This is a genomic window from Hydrotalea sp., from assembly GCA_030054115.1.
In the GTDB taxonomy this organism is placed as follows: domain Bacteria; phylum Pseudomonadota; class Alphaproteobacteria; order JASGCL01; family JASGCL01; genus JASGCL01.
Window position 1 is genome coordinate 1 of record JASGCL010000014.1, and the last position, 20,699, is coordinate 20,699.

18 protein-coding genes are annotated in these 20,699 nt (G+C 47.9%); 11 read left to right on the forward strand and 7 right to left on the reverse strand.

Annotated features, from left to right (window positions below; genetic code table 11):
* Window positions 1-76: 76 nt before the first annotated feature.
* Together QM529_04040 and QM529_04045 are read right to left on the reverse strand one after the other, a co-directional pair.
* A complete protein-coding gene (locus tag QM529_04040; protein MDI9313832.1) occupies window positions 77-868 on the reverse strand; it encodes an MvaI/BcnI family restriction endonuclease in 792 nt (263 codons plus the stop codon).
* 3 nt (window positions 869-871) lie between these two features.
* Window positions 872-1,663: a site-specific DNA-methyltransferase gene (locus tag QM529_04045; GenBank protein ID MDI9313833.1), complete on the reverse strand. Its 792-nt coding sequence runs from the start codon at window positions 1,661-1,663 to the stop codon at window positions 872-874.
* Between the two features lie 121 nt (window positions 1,664-1,784).
* Between QM529_04045 and QM529_04050 the strand changes: the two genes are divergently transcribed.
* From QM529_04050 to QM529_04065, 4 genes are read left to right on the forward strand one after another with little or no spacing between them, the layout of a single operon-like run.
* Complete coding sequence (locus QM529_04050) at window positions 1,785-2,171, forward strand: NADH-ubiquinone oxidoreductase subunit NDUFA12 family protein (GenBank protein MDI9313834.1); 387 nt, start codon at window positions 1,785-1,787, stop codon at window positions 2,169-2,171.
* An 18-nt stretch (window positions 2,172-2,189) separates the two neighbouring features.
* Window positions 2,190-2,684, forward strand: coding sequence for an MlaD family protein (locus QM529_04055; GenBank protein ID MDI9313835.1), 495 nt, complete (start codon window positions 2,190-2,192; stop codon window positions 2,682-2,684).
* Between the two features lie 40 nt (window positions 2,685-2,724).
* Window positions 2,725-3,234, forward strand: a complete 510-nt coding sequence (locus QM529_04060; protein MDI9313836.1) for an MlaD family protein — start codon at window positions 2,725-2,727, stop codon at window positions 3,232-3,234.
* On the forward strand, window positions 3,215-4,384 hold the full coding sequence (locus tag QM529_04065) for a glycosyltransferase (protein ID MDI9313837.1): 1,170 nt from the start codon (window positions 3,215-3,217) through the stop codon (window positions 4,382-4,384). The genes QM529_04060 and QM529_04065 overlap by 20 nt, the downstream gene beginning before the upstream one ends.
* 12 nt (window positions 4,385-4,396) lie before the next feature.
* Here the strand turns inward: QM529_04065 and truA are convergent, their stop codons facing one another.
* From truA to QM529_04085, 4 genes are all read right to left on the reverse strand, one after another.
* Window positions 4,397-5,146 carry a tRNA pseudouridine(38-40) synthase TruA gene (gene truA / locus QM529_04070; GenBank protein ID MDI9313838.1) on the reverse strand — a complete coding sequence of 250 codons (750 nt, stop codon included), beginning with the start codon at window positions 5,144-5,146 and terminating at the stop codon, window positions 4,397-4,399.
* Window positions 5,143-6,045: a hypothetical protein gene (locus tag QM529_04075; protein ID MDI9313839.1), complete on the reverse strand. Its 903-nt coding sequence runs from the start codon at window positions 6,043-6,045 to the stop codon at window positions 5,143-5,145. The genes truA and QM529_04075 overlap by 4 nt, the downstream gene beginning before the upstream one ends.
* Before the next feature lie 15 nt (window positions 6,046-6,060).
* Window positions 6,061-7,704: a pentapeptide repeat-containing protein gene (locus tag QM529_04080; GenBank protein ID MDI9313840.1), complete on the reverse strand. Its 1,644-nt coding sequence runs from the start codon at window positions 7,702-7,704 to the stop codon at window positions 6,061-6,063.
* A gap of 75 nt (window positions 7,705-7,779) precedes the next feature.
* Window positions 7,780-8,574 carry a hypothetical protein gene (locus QM529_04085; protein MDI9313841.1) on the reverse strand — a complete coding sequence of 265 codons (795 nt, stop codon included), beginning with the start codon at window positions 8,572-8,574 and terminating at the stop codon, window positions 7,780-7,782.
* Between the two features lie 186 nt (window positions 8,575-8,760).
* Here QM529_04085 and carB point away from each other — a divergent pair, with 186 nt between their 5' ends.
* Entirely contained in the window at window positions 8,761-12,306 is a 3,546-nt protein-coding gene (gene carB, locus QM529_04090) for a carbamoyl-phosphate synthase large subunit (GenBank protein ID MDI9313842.1), read from the forward strand.
* A gap of 4 nt (window positions 12,307-12,310) precedes the next feature.
* On the opposite strand, the gene QM529_04095 is transcribed toward carB, so the two are convergent.
* Complete coding sequence (locus QM529_04095; protein MDI9313843.1) at window positions 12,311-13,984, reverse strand: CTP synthase; 1,674 nt, start codon at window positions 13,982-13,984, stop codon at window positions 12,311-12,313.
* Between the two features lie 117 nt (window positions 13,985-14,101).
* Between QM529_04095 and QM529_04100 the strand changes: the two genes are divergently transcribed.
* The 6 genes from QM529_04100 to QM529_04125 all read left to right on the forward strand — a co-directional run bounded on the left by QM529_04100 (window position 14,102) and on the right by QM529_04125 (window position 20,699).
* Window positions 14,102-15,688 (forward strand): CoA-acylating methylmalonate-semialdehyde dehydrogenase, encoded by a 1,587-nt coding sequence (locus tag QM529_04100; protein ID MDI9313844.1) that lies wholly within the window; start codon window positions 14,102-14,104, stop codon window positions 15,686-15,688.
* 141 nt (window positions 15,689-15,829) lie between these two features.
* On the forward strand, window positions 15,830-16,801 hold the full coding sequence (locus QM529_04105) for a hypothetical protein (protein MDI9313845.1): 972 nt from the start codon (window positions 15,830-15,832) through the stop codon (window positions 16,799-16,801).
* Between the two features lie 12 nt (window positions 16,802-16,813).
* Window positions 16,814-17,557: an OmpA family protein gene (locus QM529_04110; protein MDI9313846.1), complete on the forward strand. Its 744-nt coding sequence runs from the start codon at window positions 16,814-16,816 to the stop codon at window positions 17,555-17,557.
* A 2-nt stretch (window positions 17,558-17,559) separates the two neighbouring features.
* Window positions 17,560-18,408: an HNH endonuclease gene (locus QM529_04115; GenBank protein ID MDI9313847.1), complete on the forward strand. Its 849-nt coding sequence runs from the start codon at window positions 17,560-17,562 to the stop codon at window positions 18,406-18,408.
* Window positions 18,409-18,477: 69 nt separating this feature from the next.
* Window positions 18,478-19,830, forward strand: coding sequence for a UDP-N-acetylglucosamine 1-carboxyvinyltransferase (gene murA / locus QM529_04120; GenBank protein MDI9313848.1), 1,353 nt, complete (start codon window positions 18,478-18,480; stop codon window positions 19,828-19,830).
* A gap of 17 nt (window positions 19,831-19,847) precedes the next feature.
* Window positions 19,848-20,699 (forward strand): DsbA family protein, encoded by an 852-nt coding sequence (locus tag QM529_04125; GenBank protein MDI9313849.1) that lies wholly within the window; start codon window positions 19,848-19,850, stop codon window positions 20,697-20,699.

Here is a 20,699-nt window from a genome sequence, read left to right on the forward strand (position 1 = left end):
GGCCCAATGCCAATTTTAAAAAGGTCAAAAACAGATAGGTGCATTGCTTCACCATTATCACAAAAGGAAGAAATTATCAAAAGGGTATTTCTTCAACATCGTCATATAATTCATGCAATTTATTATTTTTGAAGCGAAATTTTGTGCCGTGATTATGGCCGGTGCGTGCATCAAAATCTACATATATATAGCCATCTTCAATTTTTTTAATCAAACCCTCTAGCGAAAATCCCGACAACTTCATAATTTTTGAATAAAGAAAAAATTCTTTGCCATTTATCCTTTTTGTTTCCGCGCTGACAAAAAAACAATTATGCAATTTTGTTCCCGCCTTATGAAACAAATCTTGAAATCCCCAATAGGGTTGCGGGTCTAATTCGGCCAGCCCGCAATTCTTTTTAACCGATGTTAACCATTTATCATGCTTGGGGTCGACAGCGGAGGCAAGAAAAGAAACCAAAACTTTTTTTAACGACCTATCGACAATAACTTGAAACCCTCGGTCGCTCCTTGATGTTGCTGAAATGGTTTGACGAAAACTTTTTTCATCGCTGGGGTGTTTCTTCCCGGCTTCTTTATGCGCCCAACCATATTGTGGTAACAAAATTAACGGCACAAGTTTCATGGCGCTTGGCGATGGCTCCATGTGAAAAAGGGTGGTTAATGAACTGCTGCCAAGCCGTTGCGTTTTTAATTCCCATTCTGCCGCATTGGCAATTGGTAAATTATTTTCTTGAATCCCCAGCAAATCTTCTATGGTGTTGCCAACCCCGCCAACATTACCATGGCGTTTGCTTTCTATCCAACCCATCGCCCTAATTTCTTTAAGCTTGTCGATGAGCGATTCTTTTGTATAGACTATCGTCATGATTTATTTGGCGTGATTAAATAATTCAAGCCCTTCTGCCGTGGGCTCAACAGCACGCAAGCGGGCTCTTGATGTATTGGCTATTCTTGCTTCGGCCATGGCAACATAATCCGCGGTGATTTCCACACCAATAAATTTTCGCCCAAGGTTTTTTGCCGCCAAGCCAGTCGTGCCCGAACCCATAAATGGGTCTAAGACAACCGCCGCATTGGTTGATGATATAATTCTTTCAATCAACGCCAATGGAAAGGGCGCGGGATGGTCATTGTTCATTTCTTGATTAAATCGCCAAATATCACCATGCGCGTTTGCCTTGGGTGCTAACTTAAATTTCGGCTTGCAAATCAAATAAATAACTTCGTAAGTCGGCAAGAAATATCCCGGGTTAAAATTTATTCCCCCGCTTCTTTGCCAAATAATAATTTGTCTTATTGGCAACCCTGCGACTATGTCGCTTCTGTCTTGCAAAATTCCAGCCTGCACCCGCCATTTGTGATTGTAAAAAATCGCGCCATCTTCGGGGATAATTCTGAACATTTCGGCCAAGCATTTTTTTTGCCAAGCAACATATTCTTCATAGGGCATGCAATCATGGTGGTCGCTATAACCCTTCATCAGGGCGGCATTTGCCCATTTGCCACCACTGCCATTTTTCATGCCGTTGCCAGTTGAATTTAGCAAATTATAGGGTGGCGAGGTAACCACCAAATCCACCGCGCCATCGGGAATCTGTTGCATCACCTCTATGCAATCACCGCATATAATTTTATCAATAAAATCTTTGGGGTATTTCATGTTTTATTTTCCTGTATTATTGCTAGCCGATTCGATGATGCCTAGCAACTTGATAGACTTATAAATATGATGACAAAATATGTATTTTTCGCTATATATTTGGCAAGGTATAAAAAAGAACATGGCCAATACATTAACAAAATTAATTCGCCTGCTCGACAGCCGCTACGTCGGCACCGACCCCTATGGCAATAAATATTACACGCGGCGCAAAACCGACCCCTGGGGGCGGATAAAACGATTTGTTATCTATCGTGGCAAGGCTGACGCCAGTTTGTTGCCGCCCGAATATCATGCCTGGATGCATTATATCGTTGACCAATTTCCCACGCCAAACTACACCACGTTGAACGCGCCGGGTGCTGGCTATCGCCAATTTTATCAAAAACAACACCGCGCCAATTTATCGGGCAGTGCCATGGCATACCGGCCAAAACGCGCCACCGCCACCGGCGATTACACCAGCTGGTCGCCAAATAAACCCGCCAGCAAAAAACCCGCCAAATAAACCGCAATTTTTTTTACCATGACAATGCGTCAATTTTTTATATTATTTCGTTTGCGATTGCTGGGGTTGGTGGTGATTATGTTGGTGGTGGCGGGGGTTTACTTCGGCCTGACCAAGGGCGGGCAATGCGCCGCGCCGGGCCAGATGGTGGTCAAGGGTAATTTTCCATCGGTCGATGGTGTCAAGCGCGACACCAAGCTATTTTTGGCCGGTTTGCCGGTCGGCCATGTGTGCGACCTGAGATTGATAACCAAGGGCGTCGGTATGGGCCAGGTGCAATTGACCATGGCGATTGATAATAATTTAAGCCTGGCCGATGACAGCGGTTTTGCCATTGTTTCCTATGGCCTGACCCAGCCAAAGGTTGTTAATATCATCCCGGGGGGTAGCCCGACCAACCTTGCTAATGGCGGCGAAATTACCTATACAACGGGTTCGGTGGCGATTGAAAAATTGTTACTGCTTGTCATTCAACGGGCGGAGGCAAAAGCCGGCGTCACCCCAAAACAATAACCCCAATAGTAACATTTGCTAAGCACGGAGAGATAATAGCATGAAAGCAAGACATAGTTCGTTAGAAATCATTTTGGGCGCGGTGTTGTTGGTGCTGGCGATTTTTTTTGCCACGCAATTATGGCGCGACAAGGACAGCGTGTTTGGCAATAATTATTATATCCTGAAGGCGTCGCTGGATAATGCAACCGGCCTTGATGCTGGCACCGCGGTTAAGATGGCGGGGTTAAAGGTTGGCCAGGTGAAAAGCCGCACCCTGAACAAGCAAACCTATCGCGCCGATATACAAATCGAAATTCGCCAAGGCATCACCGTGCCAAAGGACAGCACCCTGGTGGTTGGCTCGTCCGGCTTGCTGGGCGCGCCCGAGGCCAAAATCGAACAGGGTGCCGCGCCCGAGGCCATGAACGCCGGCGATACATTTCAAAAAACCACTAGCCAGCCCTCGCTGGAGGACATGATAGGCCGTGCCATTTTTGTCCTGAACGCAGTTGGCAGTGGCAGTGGCCAACCCAGTTCGGGACAACCCAATGCCAAACCTAAACAATAAAACAATTTTGTTTTTACTGCCGGCCATGGTGGCGGGCGGGGTCGAGGGCTTCACGCTTGAGGCCTGCGACGCGGTAACCGCACGTGGTGGCCGCGCGCTTGTTGCGTCATCGGGCGGGGCAATGGTGGCGGCACTTAAAAAAAACGGCGGCCAACATATTTATGTGCCATTTAAAAAATCATGGTTGCGATTTTTGCCGCCGCTGGTTTTTTTAAAACTCTACCAACAGACCAAAAACAAAAAAATCGATTTGATTTACGCCGCCAGCCGCACCCCGGCATGGTATGGTTGGTGCTTAGCAAAATTATTAAAAATACCATTCATCACCGGCTTTCATGGTATTTACAGCGGCTATGACTTCCCGCCAAAAAAACTATACAACCGCATTATGACCATGGGCGATGCCATCCACGCGGTCAGCATCTTCGTCGAACGGCACATCACGCAAATCTACAAACCAAAAAAACCCATCGCGGTGATTTACGGCGGAGTCGATTGCAATGCCCTATCCCCCGGCAATATCACCACCGCCGACCGCAACCACGCCGCCGCTGTGTTATCAACCTTATTTCCCCATTACGCATCGCAACGGATTATTTTCATGCCGGGGCGTGTCACCAGTTTGAAGGGGCAATGGTTTTTATTAAAAACATTCATCCAATTGGTCGGTCAACAACAGCATGAATTTGATGATGCGGTCTTGCTGTTGCAATCGGTCGGCAAACGCAAATCGATAAAGCAATTGCAAACCATGATGCGCAAACATCATTTACAAAACCGCGTTGGATTTTTACCCTATCAAGAAAACCTGTTGCCATTTTACGACGCCTCGGCGGTGGTGGTCAACGCCAGTCGCCGCCCCGAATCATTTGGTCGCACGGTGGTCGAGGCCATGGCCTTGGAACGGGTTACCATTGCCCCCAATTATGGCGCGGCGGTCGAGCAGATAAACGACGGCGTCAATGGTTTTTTGTTTGTCGCCGAATCATCGGGTTCGCTGGGTCATGCCCTGCAACGCGCCTTGTTGCTTTCTGAAAAGCAACAACAGGCCATCGGCCGCGAGGCGCGAACAACCGTGCTTGAAAAATTTTCGCTCCGTGATAAGCAAGAACAATTAACAAAATTATTCGCCGAGGTCATCGCCGGCTAAGCCGCCCTGTCGTTATTTATCGTAATAAACCTTTAACAGGCACAGCCCATGGGCTGGCGCGGTAACGCCGGCGTCAGCGCGGTTTTTGGCGGCGAGGATTTTTTTTATATCGTCGGGGTGGCGTTTGCCCTTTCCCACCTCGACCAATGTGCCGACCATGTTGCGCACCTGGTGATGCAAAAACGACCGCGCCGAAAAAAAGAATTTTATCTCGTCGCCGGTCGTTGTTAGCTCGACCACGTCGAGCGACCTGATGGGTGATTTTGCCTGGCATTCGGTGGCGCGAAAGCTGGTGAAGTCATGGGTGCCGCGCAACCATTGCGCCGCCGCCGTCATGGCCGGAATATCCAACGGGGTGGGACGTGGCACATGCCACACCAACCCACGTTCCAACACCGGCGGCGCCGAGCGGTTAAATAGGCGGTAGGCGTAATCGCGCCGCGTTGCCGAAAAACGCGCGTGGAAATCGGGCGGCATCACGGCGCAATCAATCGCACCGATAAGGTTCGGTTTCAAATGATAATTCACCGCCAGCAATAATTTTTCCGGCGAGATAACCCGCGCCATGTCAAAGGAAATAACCTGGCCGGTGGCGTGAACCCCGCTGTCGGTGCGGCCGGCGGCGTGAATCACCACCGGCGCGCCCTCTATCTTTGCTAATGCCTCCTCTATCACTGCCTGCACCGACGCGCCGTTCAGTTGCCTTTGCCAGCCGATATATTTTCCGCCGTGGTAGCTAACGGTCATTTTAAAACGCGTCATGTTTCCACCAATTCTTTCGCCAGGGTGTTTTTTATCATTTGCAAACCCTCGCGATAACTGGGGTATTGTGGTTGCCAGCCAATTTTTTTTATTTTATCATTTTTAACCCGCTTGTTGTCGTGAAAAAAACTTTGCGCCATCGGCGACATGCTGTGCTTAACATCGTCAAAATGTTCCAGCGGCGGCAAAGCCCGCGCCAATAATTCATAACCATAATCCACCACCAGCCGTGGGTTGGCCGGTTCGTCATCGACCAAATTAAAAACCTCGCCGCGAATATTTTTATGTATTACCAAATCGATGGCTTGCGCAATGTCAGCAACATGAATGCGGCCAAACACCTGGCCAGTTTTTTCCACCCGCCGCGCCGTGCCGTTGATAATCGATCGCAGGGTATTTTGCCCCATGCCGTCGAGCACCGCGCCGTAGATGCCGCCCAAGCGCAAAATCGTCGCGCCGACCGCCCGCCATTCCTCCTCGGCGATTATTCTTCTTTTGCTTCGGTCGTGGCTGGCGCGTAAAATTGTTTGTTCGTCGACCCAATCGCCATTATGGTTGCCATAAACACCGGTGGTGGAAAGGTAAATGATTTTTTTCGTAGCGGCTAGTTTTTTTATGACCGCGCCAAATTCAGCCATAAATGGGTCGCCGCCAGCACCATCACGCGCCGGCGCGGCTGAGGCCAACCAGACATCTGTTTCGGCAAGGGCATCGGCGAAGTTTATATCACCACCGCCACCAAGCCCCACCGGCAGAATATTTTTTTCTAATAATAGTTTTTTTTTATCGTCGTCGCGATAGGTGGCATAGAATATATATTCGGCCAATAATCGCCGGTCGCGCCAATCATGCCACAGGCCATTGGCGCAAAAACCAAATCCCAAACAGAAAATTTTCATCGTGCCACCATGCCATTACACAATACGGAATTTATTGCGAAGTGCAAGACCGATTAAGAATAAAAAGAACAGCGACAGCCCTTCCTGCAAATTAAGCAAAACATCGTAGGCCAAGGTGATTTCCTTGGGGTAGGTAACCACCAGCGATTGAAAATTGGCCAGGGCGACGTCGCCAACGCCGAATATTTTTTCCTTAAGATATTCCAAATGGTTAAAGCGAAACAGGCTGTTGCCGGGGAGCATGTTGAGGCTGGAAAAATGCAACGCGCTGGCAAAATCAACCCCACGGCCCGGCCGCCAATAGCTGAAGGCAAAGATAAAAGGCAGGAGCGCAAAACCAATCACCGGCCGCGCCAAACTTTGGCCGTAGTAAGAAAACAACCAATAGACACGCAACAAATACAAATAGGCAATGGCGTAAAAATGGTGCGCGATTTTTTTAAACCAACCACGGCGCGGCGCGCCCGCCACCAACCCATCGCCCCCGCCGGCCCGCGTGAGCCGTTGCCGCAAAAACCCCTCACCCATGATACACAGCGGCAGGTAGCTAAAGGTCGACAGTAGCAAGGGCAAAATAATCATCGGCCAAAAATTTCTATCGACCAACCACCAAAACATAAAACCGCAAGGCAGGGCAACCCACCACCACCAGCGGCCATGGAATTCTTTAAACAACCATTTTGATTCCAATTCATGGCCATAGAATTCATGTTCATGCAAGTGGTCGTTGGTTGACGCCGCCATTTCCTTTAGGGTGCGGTATTTGTCCTCGTAACTTTTGTTGCGCCGCCGCTTATCGGCCAGGGCAATCACCGCCAGGGTGTTGACGGGCGAGTTGCTGTCGGCGATTTTTTTAGGTTGTGCGCCATGTTTTTCATCGTGCTTTTCATCATATTTTTCATCGTGGGCGATGCTTTCATGTGGCCCGGGGATATAAACCGAATGGAAACGAACTTGCTTATCAAACAGGGTGTAGCGAAAATTTGGCAGGATTGAAAAATGCGCCTCGTCAATCAACAGGGCGTGAAACGACGAGCCTTTAAAACTGACATAATTTTCAAATGTTGCAAAATTAAAGGCGGCGCGGTCGTGAAAATCGATGCCAGAAAATTCTGCCTTTTTATGAAAAATTGTAAATTCAAAATTGGCAATGTTCTCGAATGTCGAATCGATGAATTTAACCTTTTCATAAAAAACCGCGGCGCGAAAATTAACCTTTTTTTGGAACCTGGCCCATTGAAAATAAACCTCGCCAAATTCGCTGTGCAAAAATGATATCGGCAGGTGCAAATCTATCGATTGTTCAAAAACCACCTTATGCTGGCGGAAATCAAGGAACGACAGGTCGAGCATCGCGCCCTTTTTTTCGTGGCTGGCGATGAATTTTTTCTTATCGGCGGCGAGAAAATCAGCGACCATCGCCAGGTCGGCAGACATTTTTTGTTTTGTCCAACGCGCCTCTAACCTTGCTAGGCGTTTTCGTTTTTCCTCCGAGCTCATGCCCGGCAGTAAGCGGCGATAATAAACCGCGTCGGCCGGCGATAATTTGTCGCCACGCCGCAAGGATGCCAATATCTGAAGCAGGCGATAACGCGGCACAAACACCTGCGTTATATTTTCTTTACCAAAAGATGATTTGCCCTTAACCGATTTTTTCATACACCGCGACCATAAAGTGCAAATCGTCAATTTGTCAAGCCACGCCTGTTGCGCGGCAACCAAACCGGCAACCAATTACGCGGGTTTTTTGATAACGTCTTTTTTGGTTTTTTGTAAGTAGGCCAACAGCGCAACCACCACAATAATCGCCAATGGGCTGGTGATACCATCGTCGATGCCCAACCCGCCGTTATCGGCGTCTTGCGATAAATAATCGCTCAAGGCCTGGGCCAGCGGCCTTATCAAAATATAGGCCAACCAAAAGGCCATGACATGTTGCGCCGGGTGATAACGACCAGTGGCGGATAAGCACCAAGCCACCACATAATGGCAAATCGCAATCACCATTATCAGCACCGCGAAGAACACCACCGAGCTTATATAACTAACACCAAAATGTTCCAACAACCATTCGTCAAACGCCGTGCCGGTGGCAAACACCAACAGCACGGTTGCCCAATAAAAAACCTCTCGCCGGCAGGTGGTAATCGAATGAATCGACAGGGTGCGCTCGATGCTAAACCAAGCGCCCAACAGCACCAGTAGCGATATACCGGCGACCTGGCATGTTTCATTTAATGGCACGGCGTAATTGGTGGTTAATGTATCCACCACCGCCATGGCAAAGGCGCCAATCAACAACACCACCGACCAATAGACCCAGTGATTATATTGCCGCGTTTTGAATTGCAAATAAAGCGCGCCAACCAACAGGACAAACACCGCCACCATGCTGGTCCCCAACCCCAAGCCGACATAGGTGTTTAAAAAATCAAGCGCACTGCCACCGACCATGGTCAGCAAAAGATTAAACAGCCAAAAATAAATGGTTATCTCTGGTGTTTTGTTGGCGGTGTTGATGTTTTTCATTTTTTTTATTTTTCTTTAATCAAAATCAAAATACGCTGACCGCCCATTATTCGTCAAGACATAATTTGTCAATTGCAGACCAAATCGACAACCATGGCGCAACAATTTATAACAGGATTACTGAGCATTTCGGGGGCAATTATTGGCTTGACCAGCGACAGAATCCGCCCTATCGAGTAAACTTGCATGCCACGAAGAAAAGATATCGATGCCATATTTATTATTGGCGCCGGGCCGATTATTATCGGCCAGGCCACCGAATTTGATTATTCGGGCACCCAGGCCTGCAAGGCGTTAAAGGCCGAGGGGTATCGCATCGCCCTGGTCAATTCCAACCCGGCGACCATCATGACCGACCCGTCGATGGCCGACGCAACCTATATCGAGCCCATTACCCCGGCGGTGGTGGCCGATATTTTGGAACGCGAAAAAAAATTACACCCCAATGAAAAAATGGTGTTGCTTCCCACCATGGGCGGGCAAACCGCCCTGAACACCGCCATGGCATTGCATAAAAATGGCGTCTTGAAAAAATTGGGTATCGAGATGATTGGCGCCAAGCCCGAAGCCATCGATAAGGCCGAGGACCGCGAGCAATTTAAAACCGCCATGGCCAATATCGGCCTGAACACCCCCACCGCCAGGTTGGTGCGTAACCGCGCCGACGCCGAGGTTGCCTTGACGAAAATCGGCCTGCCGCTTATCATTCGGCCGAGTTTCACCCTGGGCGGGCGCGGCGGCGGCATTGCCCATAATGAACAGGATTATTTTGATAAGGTCAATTATGGCCTGCAGGAAAGCAACCTGGCAACCGACGGCAAGGGGTCGATTTTGGTTGAACAGTCGGTGCTGGGGTGGAAGGAATTTGAGATGGAGGTGGTGCGCGACAAAAACGACAATGCGATAATTATCTGTTCGATTGAAAACCTCGACCCGATGGGGGTGCATACCGGTGATTCAATCACCATCGCGCCGGCATTGACCTTAACCGATAAAGAATACCAAGAAATGCGCATGGCCAGCCTGGCGGTGTTGCGCGAAATCGGCGTTGAAACCGGTGGGTCGAATGTGCAATTTGCCATCAACCCAAAAAATGGCGAGATGGTGGTGATTGAAATGAACCCACGGGTGTCGCGGTCGTCGGCATTGGCGTCGAAGGCCACCGGTTTTCCCATTGCCAAGGTCGCCGCATTGTTGGCGGTGGGTTACACGTTGGATGAATTGCCGAACGATATTACCGGCGGGAAAATCCCCGCCAGTTTTGAACCCAGTTTGGATTATGTCGTTACCAAAATTCCGCGTTTTGCATTTGAAAAATTTAAGGGGGCTGATGATACCCTGACCACCACCATGAAATCGGTGGGCGAGGTCATGGCGATTGGCCGCAATTTTAAAGAATCATTGGGCAAGGCAATAGCGGCACTGGAAATTTATAATCCATTGCAAATGGATTATATCATTTATGCCATGGATGTCGAAAAGATAACTGATGAAGACCTGTCTCGGCCACACCCCCTGCGTTTGTTAAAAATTTTTAGGGCAATCAACGATGGCAGGACAATAGAAAATATTTATGAATTAACAAAAATTGATAAATGGTTTTTAATACAAATGGCGCAAATGATAGAAATTAGGAAAGAAATTAAACAGGTTGCTAGTTTTACATTGATGCCTGAAATGATGAATGAAGAGTTAATTCAACCTGAGAATTTTAATGAAGAGGCTATTAAAAAAATATTAGCAAAAGCCAAGGGCCAAGGGTTTTCTGACAGCGTATTGGGCCAAATAACGCGCAATTACTTTTATGAATCAGCAACTACAGGATACCCCCTAACGGAAACATTAAAAGATAGTAAGATAAGGCAGAAGCTAAAAGACCTCGGCATCGTCCCTATCTTCAAACGCATCGATTCCTGCGCCGGCGAATTCCCATCCCCCACCCCTTACCTTTATTCGTCATATGAGGGGCATTTTGTCGATGGCAAATATCAACCCGGCGAAGACGAAGCCGATGTTTCCGACCGCAAAAAAATTGTCATCTTGGGCGGCGGGGCGAATCGAATCGGTCAGGGGATTGAATTTGATTACGCCTGCGTCCATGCCGCTTTATCATTAAAAAAACACGGCTATGAAACAATCATGATAAATTGCAACCCCGAAACCGTATCGACCGATTACGACACCGCCGACCGATTGTATTTTGAACCCTTAACCGCCGAACATGTGTTGAATATATTGGATAAGGAAGCGACGCGCGGCGAGGTGGTCGGCGTTATTGTGCAATATGGCGGGCAAACCCCGTTGAAATTGGCGCAGGATATTGTCAACGCCGGTTACAAAATTTTGGGCACCAGTTTGGATTCCATCAACCATACCGAAGACAGAAAGCTTTTTAGCAAGACCATCGATGATTTGAAATTGCGCCAACCTGCTAACTTCACTGCTACAAACCCTAATAAAGCGTTAGAATTCGCCAAGCAAATTGGTTTTCCCGTTATGTTACGCCCATCATTTGTATTAGGCGGGCGGGCGATGGAAATTGCCTATGATGAAGAAGCTTGTAGAAAAATTATTAAAGATATAATGATTGTAGCAAGCGATGGCGATATAATTTCTGAATTTCTTCAACCCCCGGTGCTTATCGACAAATACCTCAGCGACGCGATAGAGGTCGATGTTGATGCCATCGCCGATGGCGAGGAAGTCTTGGTCGCCGGCGTGATGGAGCATATCGAGGAAGCCGGCGTGCATTCGGGCGATTCGGCCTGCGCCCTGCCGACCTTTTCTTTGTCGGAAAAAACCCTGCAACAGATTGAACGGCAAACCATTGCGCTGGGGCGTGAATTAAAGGTCAAGGGCCTGATGAATATTCAATTCGCCGTTACCAAAAACCAAGCTGGCGATTACGCCGATATTTTTATTTTGGAAATGAACCCGCGCGCCAGCCGCACCGCGCCGTTCGTCGCCAAGGCCACCGGTTACCCCCTGGCCGAAATGGGCGCGCGCGTCATGGCCGGCGAAAAATTAACCAACTTACCGCGTCCGGCATCGGTTGCGCAGATGCAAAAATTACCATTCGTGTCGGTCAAGGAAGCGGTCTTCCCCTTCGACCGCTTCATTAATTTTTCGGACAGCACAAATATCGAAAGCAACATTCGCGGGGCGGAGGTCGCCCTGGGCCCTGAAATGCGCTCCACGGGCGAGGTCATGGGAATCGCCGGCGATATCGCCACCGCCTTCGCCAAGTCGCAATTGGCGGCCGGCGCGGGCATTCCCACCGCCGACCATGCAAATGCTAAGGTTTTTATATCGGTCAAGGACGCCGACAAACCGGCCGTCTTGCCGCTTGCCAAACAATTGCAAGCCCACGGCTTCACCATTTTGGCAACCGGCGGCACCGCCGATTATTTTACAAAACATGGTTTAAAAAATATCACCAGCGTTAAAAAAATCAGCCAGGAAAAAAACAGCGACGCCAATATCAAACAATTATTATTGACCAATCAAATTGCCATGGTTTTTAACACCATGGCCGGCCGCACCAGCCGCGGCGACGCCAAAACCATCCGCGCCCTGGCGGTGAAAAACCACATTCCCTACTTCACCACCACCCGCGCCATGGCGCAGGTTGCCAATGCCGTCGTCAATGCGTCAACCCCCGCAACGGCGCAAAAAAAATCCACCACCGACGGCGTCAAATCGATTCAGGAATATCATAAATTGGTGAAATAATTTCCTACACCAATCTTAATTGCTTCACGGCGGCGGCGATGAAGCTTAAAAATAATGGGTGGGGTAAAAATGGCCGCGATTTTAATTCGGGGTGAAATTGCACGCCAACAAACCATGGGTGGTCGGCGCGTTCAATAATCTCGGGCAGGTTTTTATCCTGCGACCAACCGGATATTGTCACCCCCGATTTTTCCAATTCGGCCTGATAATTTTTATTAACCTCATAACGATGGCGATGGCGTTCGCTAATCGCGGTCGCGGCGTAAATGCCGGCGACCATCGAATCCTTTGCCAACACCGCCGGGTAACTGCCCAACCGCATCGTGCCGCCCAAATTATCGTGGCTTGCCTTGACCCCCGTGCCGTCCTTTAACCATTCGGTCAGCAACCCAATCGCCGCATGGTCGGTCTTGCCAAATTCGCTCGATGTTGCTTGGCTATCGCCGGCGATATTGCGCAACGCCTCCAACACCGCCAATTGCATGCCAAAGCATATCCCCAAAAACGGAATTTTTTGCGTCCGCGCGTAATTGATGGCGAGCATCTTGCCGTCAACCCCGCGCCAACCAAACCCACCGGGCACAATAATGCCGTGGCTGGTGCCCAATGTCTGTGCAACATTTTCTTCGTCGATGGTTTCGGCGTCGACCCAATTGATGGCGATCTTTACCTTATTACCAATCCCGCCGTGGGTCAGGGCCTCGACCAATGATTTATAGGCGTCGGGCAAAACAATATATTTACCAACAATCGAAATCATCACCGTATCCTCGGGGTTTCTTATGCCATCGACCACCCTTTGCCAATCGCTCAGGCTTGGCGCGGAAAAATCTTTATGGCCGGCCTTGTTGTCATCGGGCAAATTAAAATAATGCAAAATTTCCTCATCCAACTTGTTATGATAAAAACTAATCGGCAGGGCGTATATCGTGTCAACATCCAACGCCGGAAAAACGCGATTAACCGGCAAGTTGCAAAACAGCGCGATTTTTTTCATCTGGTCGATGGCAATTTCCCGCTCCGACCGGCAGAGCAAGAAATCCGCCTGAATCCCCACATTGAGCAATTCCTTCACCGAATGTTGCGTCGGTTTGGTTTTTAATTCGCCGGCCGAGGTAATATAGGGCAATAGGGTTAAATGGACGAAGGCACAACGTGCCCGACCAACATCCTGCGCCAATTGGCGAATAGCCTCCAAAAATGGCAATGATTCCATGTCGCCCACCGTGCCGCCAATTTCGGCGATAACGAAATCAACGTCGTCGGTGTCTTGCATGATGAAATCTTTTATCTCGTCGGTGACATGGGGGATAACCTGCACCGTGCCGCCCAAATAATCACCGCGCCGTTCGCGCGCCAAAACGCGGCTGTAAATTTGGCCGGTGGTGATATTGTCGTTTTTACGCGCCGGTTGGCCGGTGAAACGTTCGTAATGCCCCAGGTCAAGGTCGGTTTCGGCTCCGTCGTCGGTCACAAAACATTCGCCATGTTGATACGGGTTCATGGTGCCAGGGTCAACATTAAGGTAAGGGTCGAGTTTGCGCAACCGCACGCGGTAACCCCGCGCCTGCAACAGCGCGCCAATCGCCGACCCGGCCAACCCCTTGCCCAGCGACGACACCACCCCACCCGTCATGAAAATAAACTTGGTCGAGGAATTATGGGGTTTTTTGCTCATAATCAATAATTTCTAATATCTACTACTGCCGTGATTCTATAACGCCATGCAAGCGATTTAGGAAGTTTTTTATTTATCGCTGGTTTTTCGCTTTCTGCTTGAAAAGCAAAACCGCTTATGATAATTTTAAACTATTCACCCTATTATTTCCCCTTATTTCAATTTATTTTATCAGAAACTATCACCATGGCAAACAACAGCATCAACGAGTTACAGCATTTTATCAATGGCAAAAAAACCGCCGGCACATCGGGCCGGTTTGGTGATGTGTTCAACCCCGCCACGGGGGAGGTTCAGGCCAAGGCACCATTTGCGTCGAAGGCAGAAATCGACGAGATTGTAAAAATTTCCAAAAAAATGGCCAAGGAATGGGGCGCCACCGCGTCGCCCAAACGCTCCAGCATTATTTTCAACATGCGCGAATTGATGGTTAAGAACAAACAAAACCTCGCCGAACTTATCGGCCAAGAACATGGCAAAACCATCGCCGATGCGCTGGGTGAAATTGCCCGCGCCATCGACGTGGTGGAATTTGCCGCCGGCATTCCGAATACTATCAAGGGGGCATACAGCCCGAACGTCGGCGGTAATATCGATGTTTTTTCATTCCGCGAACCCATCGGCGTTGTTGCCGGTATTTCGCCATTTAATTTTCCGGTGATGGTGCCATTGTGGATGGGCGCCATGGCCGTCGCCTGCGGCAACAGCTATATTAATAAATGTTCGGAGGTTGACCCATCCGCCGCCCTGCGCGTTGCCGAATTGTGGAAGGAAGCCGGCCTGCCCGATGGTGTGTGGAATTGCGTGATTGGCGATAAGGAAGCGGTCGATAGTTTATTAACCCACCCCGATGTGCCGGCGATTTCGTTTGTCGGTTCGACGGCGGTTGGCGAATATGTTTACCAAACCGGTTGCAAACATAACAAACGGGTGCAGGCCTTTACCGGCGCGAAAAACCACCTGGTGGTCATGCCCGATGCCAATATGGACCAGGCGGTTGATGCGCTTATCGGCGCGGGTTATGGTTCGGCGGGCGAACGTTGCATGGCGATTTCGGTCGCGGTGCCGGTGGGCGAGGCCACGGCGAAGGAATTGGTCAAACGATTATTGCCCAAAGTCGAGGAATTAAAAATGGGGCCTTACAACGACGCGAAGGCCGAAATCAACCCATTGATAACCCGCAAGGCCCAAGAACGGGTCGAGGGTTTAATCGCCAAGGGTAAGGCCGAGGGGGCCGGGTTGTTGGTCGACGGCCGTGGCAAGGGGAAAAACTTGCAAGGTTACGAAAATGGTTTTTGGGTCGGTGGCACGTTGTTAGACGGCGTTAAGGAAGGGATGGAGGTTCACAAAACCGAAATTTTCGGCCCGGTGCTATCGGTCATGGCGCCGGTCGATTTTGATAAGGCGGTCAATATCATCAACAACCACGAATATGGCAATGGCACGGCAATTTTCACGCGCGACGGCGACACCGCGAAAAGTTTTATGGACCGGGTCGATGTCGGCATGATTGGCGTTAATGTGCCGATTCCGGTGCCGGTTTCGTTCCACCATTTTGGCGGGTCGAAACGTTCCAAATTTGGCGACACGCAAATGTATGGCCCGGAAAGCGTTGTGTTTTTTACCAAAATGAAAACCGTCTCCTCGCGCTGGCCATCCGGCATTAAAGAGGGCGCGGTTTTCTCCATGCCGAGTCACAAGTAATTTGCGAAAACCGCAAGGCTTTGCGGTGTTCGCCTCACCCAAATTGCTTTATTTTCTCACGCGGGCAAAGCCCGCGTGATTTCAGGCGGGGGTGTTAAAATAATTGTTGATTATTATTGGTGGAATTTGTATTTGTAACAAATGCCCCTACATGAAAGTCTATTAGCTGCTTCTATTCTATTAATTGCTGTGGCATGGTGGATGTTCCATAGCAATTATGATGTTTTTGCACGCACCTATGGTTCTGAGATATTGGTTACCCTAGGGATATTATTTTGTTTTGCTGGAATAACCTTTGGATTATTGAATTTTGATACGCAAAATGTAGAAAAAAGTATTCCCGATTTAATTGAGGGAATTAAGTTTTCATTTATATCTTCTTTTTCAGGTATTTTTTTCTCTTTGCTGTTGCGAGGGCTTAAGAGAGGAAAATCCCCAACGCTAAACACTAGGAGCCCGGAAGGAGCCACCACCGCCGATATGGTCGCCCTGCAACAAGAATTAAACGACGGCTTAATCGGCGACAACAAAGAATCATTGGTATCGCAATTTAAAATTTTTGCCGAAACCATGGCCGAAAATAATATAAAGGCTTTAGAAAAAGTTGTTAATGATTTTAATAAAAACCTTACCGAACAATTTGGTGAAAATTTTAAACAGCTAAATTCTGCTGTAAAAGATTTGGTCGTATGGCAACGACAATATAAAGAAGAGCTAGAAGAAATGAAAGACGCAATAGGAAATTTGGTTAGCTCTTATGAAAAAACTAGCGATGGGATGGAAAATGCCGCAAAAAATTTACAAGCCATTACCGCCAACCTTAGCACTTTTAGCGAAAGCGCAAAAGCAATAGAAAATGTTGTTAAGGTAATGGACGAACAAGTTAAAACTATTTACGAGCAACAAAAATCTACGGCAGTTGCTTTTGATAAAATAAAAGAAATTGCACCGACGGTAGAAAGAGTAATGGGTGATTATTTAGACCAATTACAAAAGGGATTAAATGCTTTTGAAACGCAACTAGCCTCTTTATCAGGAAAATTTGTTGACGATTATACACCCTTAACCCAACGGCTACAATCCGTTATTAAAATGGCAGAAAAAATTAAATAGTAGAAATATTATATGGAAGAAGGAAGACAAACCCACTGGATACCCCTAGCAGATTTGATGACGGGGTTGATGATGGTTTTTTTATTAATCACAGTAGCTTCTTTATCAAAAGTAACCAGGACCACAACCTTAGTTGTGCAAGAATATGTGCAAGCCAAGGAAGATTTAAAACAAGCCTTGATTGAAGAATTTTCAAAAGATTTAGAACAATGGGATGCTGAGTTGTTGGGCGATATGACTATTAGGTTTAATAATCCAGCCACTTTGTTTGCCACGGGCTCAAGTTCACTTAGTCCAAAATTTCAAAATATTCTTATTGATTTCTTGCCAAGATATATAGACATTTTACGACAAGATAAATTTGAACCCTATATCACAGAAATAAGGGTAGAGGGGCATACTTCAAGTTTTTGGAAAAATACAAATGACAACATCGGTGGAGAAGAAACCGACTACCAAAAAATGTCTTCAGCGCAAAAATCTTATATTAACAATCTAAGGCTTTCGCAAGAGCGGTCGGCATCAGTTGTGCAGTTTGCTTTAACCATTCTTAATTTACAATCACAAGAGGCGTGGATGAGAGAAAAAATAACCGCCAATGGGTTATCGTCTTCTCGTCTTATTCAGAAGAATGGCATTACATCAGAAGCATTATCACAACGTGTAGAGTTTAAAGTCGTTTTAAAATCTGATGAGGTGGTGCAAGAAATATATAATATGGAACAAGCACGACAACAACAAAATCAAGCGAAATAAAAATGAAAAAGAAGATTTTAAATTATACATACCCATTATTAAATAGTTTAAGAGCTAAAATGGGCGCAGAATTGCGGGGTAAGTTGCCACCCCATTATTCATTAAATGAGCAAACTTTTAATAAATTGTCGAGCAAGGGCGTGGTTATAACTGATGATTTATTACAAGAGATAGAAATTAATGACGATGGAACTTTATCTTGGCAAGGGGCAAGAATAGTGATTTATATTAGAGATTGGAGTGCTTATCATGAAAGCGAAGAAACCTATCCTAGATTCCATATAGCGGGGTGCTCAACTTACCAAAAGATGAAAGAAAATGGTCGAAAAAATCGTTATGTTATGGCAACAAAAAAGGAAGGTAATTATTCTCATCAATTTAGAGTAAGAAAAAGACAAAAAGAAAAGGACGAAAACTTAGATATTTGTAAAAATTGTTTGGACATGCTTCAATGGAATGGATATTCTAGTGGTAAATTAAATAGATTGAAAAACGAATCTATTTTTCAAGATTTTGCTTTGTCTAAATTTTTTGAAAAATATCCAGTTGATATACATGCTGATGCCGATAAGCCTACTTATTATGCTGATAATGCCCCAGTGAATGAATATACCGATGATTTCAAAAAAGGAAAAGTGCAAGCAAATTTGTATAAGAAGCGCGGTAAAAAGTGCGAGGAGTGCGGTGCAACTGGCATTACACACATTCATCATAAGAATGGGTTAAAATATGATAATAGCGATAATAACCTTATTATTTTATGCCCCCCATGCCATGCCAACCAACCTTATCATGGCCATATGAAAGCTAATCCAAAATTTAAAAATATAAGGCCAGCACCAAAAAGCTGAAAAGCCGGTTCTAGGCCTACGGCCTAGTGGTTTTTTTGTCGCGATTATGATAACAATGGTCGGCTGACCATGAATATCCTCGCCCCCGATTTTTCGCGCAAAAACCCGCTGGTGGATTTTTCCATCCTCAACCCGCGACGCGGCCACGGCATGGAACGGCTGTTTATCACCGGTATGGCCGGCAAACCATTGCACGGCCGCGTGGCCGCCATGGGCAGTAAGAATGCTTGCCTGCCCGAAATGGTGGCCGCCGTGTTGACGGCGGACGATGTTACATTAACCAACGTGCCGGCCCTGGCCGATTTGGAAACCATGGCGCAAATGTTATCGCTGATGGGGGTGGCGATTGACACCACCGATTTTTCGCAAAAAAACCTGACCCTGAACGCCGCCAATATTATCAAACCATTCGCGCCATATGACGTGGTGCGAAAAATGCGTGCCTCGATTTTCGTCCTCGGGCCGCTGTTGGCGCGCATGGGGCGAGCAAGCGTTTCGTTGCCCGGCGGTTGCGCCATTGGCGCGCGGCCGGTTGATTTGCACATTACCGGTTTGGAAAAAATGGGCGCAAAAATTGAAGTGGTCGATGGCTACGTGGTCGCCACCGCGAAGGATGGGTTGCAGGGTGCGACTATCGATTTTCCATTTGTGTCGGTTGGCGCGACCGAAAATATTATGATGGCGGCCACCCTGGCCAATGGCAAAACCATTTTGCGCAACGCGGCGCGCGAACCCGAAATTATTGATTTGGGAAATTTGTTGTTGGCGATGGGGGCGAATATCACCGGCCTGGGCACCGATTGCATCACCATCGACGGCGTGAAAAAATTACACGGCGCGACCCACGCCGTGGTCAGCGACCGAATCGAAATCGGTTCAATTTTATGCGCCGCCGCCAGCACCGGTGGCCAGGTCACCATTGACCGCGCGGTGCCCGAACACCTGTCCGCGCTGTGCGATGTTTTAACCGCCATCGGCGCGGGCATATCCACCACCGGCGACAGCATTACCATCACCATGAATGGTCGGGCGAAATCGATGGAATTTTTGCAAACCGCGCCATACCCCCATTTCCCAACCGATTTGCAGGCGCAGGTTATGGCGGTGTTGGCGACCGCCGACGGCACGTCGCAAATGGAGGAAGCAATTTTTGAAAACCGTTACATGCATGTGCCAGAGCTAAACCGCCTGGGGGCGAAAATTTCGCTGAAGGAAAAAATCGCCACCATCGACGGGGTTGATAACTTGCGCGCCGCGCCGGTTATGGCGACCGATTTGCGCGCCTCGATGTCTTTGGTTATTGCCGGCATGAAGGCGGTGGGCGATACCATCATCAGCCGCATCTATCACCTTGACCGCGGTTACGATGGTTTGGAAAAAAAACTATCGCACCTCGGCGCAACCATTGCCCGCAAGCCATAAAAAGGCTATTAAAGACCATGGCAAAAAATAATTTATTTAAAAATCTTTCTGACAAACCCGACGCACAAAAAAATTGGTGGCAATGGTTGGCGACAACCACATTTCGTTGGGCGGTTGCGTTGGTGGTGGTGGTGGTGGTTTCATACCTTGTCATGGCCGGCTTGTTTCAAACCATGTTGCGCGCCGAATTGCAAAAAAACCCCGAAATAATTGTCGACGCGATTCGCGCCATGCAAGCCAAATCACAAAACCAATCATCGGCGGAAAATGAAAAATCAACCGACCAAGCAACCACCGGTGACGACCAACAAACCATTGCCCCCTCGCCCGCGGTTAATGCTATTTACAAAAAAATCATTGCCGATAAACGCAACGGGTATTTGGGCAACCCCAATGGCAATAAAATCATCGTCGAATTTTTTGATTACAATTGCCCATATTGCCAACGCGAATTGGCGATATTAAAACAATGGGTCGCCAGCGACCCGCAGGTAAAAATTGTCTTGGTCGAATTGCCGATATTGGGGCAGAGCTCGGTCGATGCAGCCTTCGTCGCGATATTGACCTATTGGCGCGCCAATAAAAACGACCAAAAACGGCTTGCGGCCTATCAACAATTTCATGAAAAAACCTTGCTCGGCGCGCGGCCATTGACCAAGGAAAAATTGCAAGCCATTGCGACGGCGGCCGGTTTTTCGCCCGACCGTATCACGGCCGACGACCAAAAACGCGCCAAACAATTTTTGCAAAATAATATCAAACTTGCCAACCAATTAAGGATTGAAGGCACGCCGTCGTTTATTTATAATGGTCTTTTGCTGTCGGGGTTTTCATCGGCCGAGACATTAAAAAAAATGACCGAACAATAA